This is a genomic window from Streptomyces sp. NPDC059850 (assembly GCF_042731515.1).
Lineage (GTDB): Bacteria > Actinomycetota > Actinomycetes > Streptomycetales > Streptomycetaceae > Streptomyces.
On the sequence record NZ_JBHWJI010000139.1, the window covers coordinates 1 to 4,330 of the forward strand.

1 protein-coding gene is annotated in these 4,330 nt (G+C 75.3%); it reads right to left on the reverse strand.

Annotated features, from left to right (window positions below; genetic code table 11):
- On the reverse strand, positions 1-4,330 hold a 4,330-nt coding region (locus tag ACFV9T_RS42570), incomplete at both ends, for an amino acid adenylation domain-containing protein (protein WP_385449232.1).

Genomic DNA, 4,330 nt, shown 5'->3' on the forward strand with positions numbered 1-4,330 from the left:
GCGGTGCGCCAGGCGTCCGCGGCGGCCTGACGGTCCTGCCCGGCGAGCCACCGCAGATGGTCGCGGAACGGCCGCACCGCGGGCAGCAGGCCCGGGTCGCCCGCCCGGTACAGCTGGAGCAGTTCCTTGAGCAGGATGGGCTGGGACCAGCCGTCCCACAGGACGTGGTGGTTGGTGATGACGAACCGGAAGGTGGCATCGTCCAGGCGCAGCAGGAGACAGCGCAGCAGCGGTCCGGTGGCGGGGTCGAAGCGGCGGATCCGGTCCTCGTCCGCGCGGCGGGCCGCCTCGGCACGGGGGTCCTGGTGGCCGCGCAGATCCACTTCGTTCCAGGGCAGTTCGGCGGTGCGGGGGATGACCTGGACGGGGGTCCGTACGCCGTCGAAGCGGAAACTCGCCCGCAGGTTCGGGTGGCGGTGCAGCAGCCCCAGCATGGCCTGCCGCAGCCGGGGCGGGTCGAGCGCGCCGCGCAGCTCCAGCGTCGCCTGTGCGTTGTAGACGTCCGGTGCGTCCTGGTCGAGGGTGTGGTGGTAGAGCAGGCCCTCCTGCAGCGGCGCGAGCGGCAGGACGGCTTCCGGCTCGGGGCCGGTGGCCACCAGGTGCTCCAGTTCCCCGGGGGCGAGCCTGACGTCCGTGGTGTCCACCGGGAGGTTCGCCGCCGGTCCGGCGGTCGGCGGCGTGGCGGGGCCGTGGTTGCCGTCGTCGCCACGGCCGGGGCCCTCGTCGCCGCCGTCCGGCTCGTCCCCGGTGCCGCCGGTCAGGCTGCGCAGGGCGTCCGTCCACGCGTCGACGAGTTCGGTGACGTCGCTCTCGGTCAGCAGCTCCCCGGCGCGGGACCAGGTCGCGGTGAGCCGGGGGCCCGGGCCGTGCTCCGTGGCTACCGCGTCGAGGACCAGGACGTGGCCGAGGGGTGCGTCCGGGTCGTCGTCGCCCACGCCGAGCGGCTCGGGCACGAAATCGTCGGTGTCGGCGGATGTGCCGACCCGGCCCAGGTAGTTGAACATGATCTGCGGGGCCACGGCGCGGGCGAGCACCGGTGCCGTGCGCGGGTTGAGGTAGCGCAGCAGTCCGTAGCCCACGCCGCCGTCGGGGACGGCCGACAGGGCGTCGGCGACCCCGCGCAGCGCGGTGCGCGCCGCGTCCGGGGCGGCCGGGTCGGCGGTCGCGACGCGCAGCGGGTGGAGGCTGGTGAACCAGCCGACGGTCCGGGAGAGGTCGGCGCCTTCGACGAGGTGTTCCGCACGCCCGTGGCCCTCGACGTCCACCAGGAGACCGGAGTCGTGGCGGTGGCCGCGCGCGGCACGGCGGCGTCCGACGGCGACGGCCAGTGCGGCGAGCATGAGGTGGTCGGGGCTTCCCGAGGCGAGCACGGCCCGGGACAGGTCGCCGGGCAGGGTGACCTCGGTGCGGCGGACGGTGGCCGCCAGGTCGAGAGCGGGGTCCAGCGGCCGGGTGCCCAGCAGCGGATCCGGTCCTTCCAGGACGCCCTTCCACAGCGGGAGTTCGGTGCGCCGGGACGCGGCCTGTTCGGTCAGCCGCAGCGCCCAGGTCCGCAGGGAGGTGGCCACGCGCGGCAGCCGGGGCCGCTCGCCCGCGGCCCGGGCCCGGTACGCGGCGGCGAGGTCGGTGAGGAGGATCCGCCAGGAGACTCCGTCGACGGCGAGGTGGTGCACGGCCAGGACGAGGACCCCCCGCTCCTCCGGTCCCGGGTCGGCGTGGACGGCGTGCAGGACGACGCCCTTCGCCGGGGAGAGCCGCGCCGTGGCGCGGGCGGCCAGGGCGTGCGGGTCCTCGGCCCCGCCGTCCCGCGCACCGGCGTCCAGGTGTTCCAGTACGGACTCGGCGCCGACCGCGCCTCGGGGGCGTACGCAGGGCACCCAGCCGGCCTCGTCGGACTCCAGGATCAGCCGCAGCGCGTCATGGTGGTCGAGGAGGTCCTGCAGCGCCCCGGTCAGGTGGCGGCGTTCGACGCCCCGGGGCAGGCGCACGGCCACCGTCTGGGCATGGCCGTCCAGGGGTACGCCGGACTCGGCGAGCCTGACCATGATCGGGGTCAGCGGGATGTCGCCCACCCCGTCGTCGTTCGGTTCGGGCTCGGTCGCGGCGGGCTCTCCGGTGGCGTCGGCGAGCGCGGCCACGGTGCGGTGCTTGAAGACGTCCCGCGTGGTCAGCGAGAGACCGGCCCGCCGTGCCCGGCCCACGAGCTGCATGGACAGGATGCTGTCGCCGCCCAGGCTGAAGAAGTCGTCCTCGACGCTCACCTCGGGGACGCCGAGTACGTCGGCGAACAGCTGGCTCAGCAGGGTCTCCTGCTCGTTCCGGGGCGCGCGGGTGCCGGTGGAGGGTCCACGTTCCGGCGCGGGCAGCGCCTTCCTGTCGAGCTTTCCGCTGCTGGTCAGCGGCAGTTCGGGCAGGACGACGACGGTGGCGGGCACCAGGTGCTCGGGCAGCAGCCCGGCCAGGTAGTGCCTCAGGTCGTGGCCGCCCGGGTCGGACAGCACGGCGTAGCCGACCAGGCGGCGGTCCCCGGGCCGGTCCTCGCGCACCACGACCGCGGCGGCCGCGACCGCCGGGTGGGTTTCGAGCGCGGCCTCCACCTCACGGGGTTCGACGCGGAAGCCGCGGAGCTTCACCTGCTGGTCGGCGCGCCCGGCGAACTCCAGCCGTCCGTCGGGTCGCCGGCGCGCCAGGTCGCCCGTCCGGTACAGCCGGTTCCCGGCCGCACCGAACGGGTCGGCGACGAAGCGCTCGGCCGTGAGGTCGGGCCGGTTCAGATAGCCGCGGGCGACCTGCGGCCCGGCGAGGTACAGCTCTCCCACCGTGCCCGGGGAGACGGGCCGCAGGGCGGTGTCGAGCAGGTGGACACGAGTGTTGAGCAGGGGTCTGCCCAGGTGGGGTGCGGTGCCGGGGGCGATCGGGGCGCCGGTGGCGTCCACGGTGCACTCGGTGGGGCCGTACAGATTCCACGCGGTGGAGCGCGACGCGGCGAGCGCTTCCCACGCGGCGGGGCCGATCTCCTCGCCGCCGAGGGCGACCACGGCCGGCTGGTGGTCGCCGCCCAGGAATCCGGCGTCCACGAGGCGGTCGAAGTAGGTCGGAGTGACCTGCACGTAGTCCAGCCGGTGGGTGTCGACGTAACCGGCCACGGCGTGCGGATCGGTACGGGTCGCCTCGTCCAGCACGTGCAGTTCGTGTCCGGCGACCATCCACAGCAGCGGGTTCCAGGCCGCGTCGAACGTGGCGGGGCTGAGGTGGCCGACCCTCATGGTCCGCTCCCGGCCGGGGGCGAACAGGGCTTCGCCGTGCGCCGCGTACAGGTTGGCGAGGGCGGAGTGGGGGACGACGACGCCCTTGGGCGCACCGGTCGAGCCGGAGGTGTAGACGACGTAGGCGGGGTGCGCGGGCCGGACGCCGCGCTCCCCCGGGTCGTCGGCGGGACGGTCCGCGAGGAAGGCCGCCGTCCGCGGGTCGTCCAGCACGATCACCTCGGCCCCGGGGGCCGCACCGGCGGCCGGGCCGGTGGCGGTGGTGGTGACGACGGCCGACGGAGCGACCTCGCGGAGCACCCGCGCGGTGCGCTCGGCGGGCTGTGCGGGATCGACCGGCACATAGGCGGCACCGGACTTGAGCACCGCGAGGATCGTGATGATCCACTCTTCGGTGCGGGGCAGCAGCACGGCGACGTGCCGCTCGGGTCCGGCGCCCGACGCGATCAGGGCGTGGGCGAGGCGGTTGGCCCGCTCGTCCAGCTCGGCGAAGGTCAGCGATCGCCGACCGGCGACCAGGGCCACGGAGCGGGGCGTGCGGGCGGCCGTTGCCCTGAAGAGGGCGGTCACGGTGGTGCCCGGAGCCTCGCCCGCCGTGCCGTTCGACTCCACGATCTGCTGCCTCTCGTTCGCTGTGGGGCTGGTCGCCGTTGCTATGGGGGTCCGCGGTGCGGCCGCGGTCAGCCGGATGAGCCCGGCCAGCCGGGCGGCGAGCGCCCGGGCCTCGTCGGTGCCGAAGGCGCCGGAGGGGTGGCGGAGCTGGAGGCGCAGGCGGGAGCCGGGCGCCACGGTCAGGGTCACGGGGTAGTGACCGGCGTTGCTGATCTCGGCCGGGCCCAGGCTCAGGCCGCTCGCGGCGGCCGTCTTGGCGAGCGCGTCGGCGTCCACCGGGTAGTTCTCGAAGACCGTGGTGGTGTCGAAGAGTTCGCCGTGTCCGGCGATCCGCTGGATCTCCGCCAGCCCGACATGCTCGTGCGCCAGCAGCGCGGAACGCTCCGCCTGCACCCGCACCACCAGATCCCCCAGCCCCTCCGCCGGATCCACCCGCACCCGCAACGGCACCG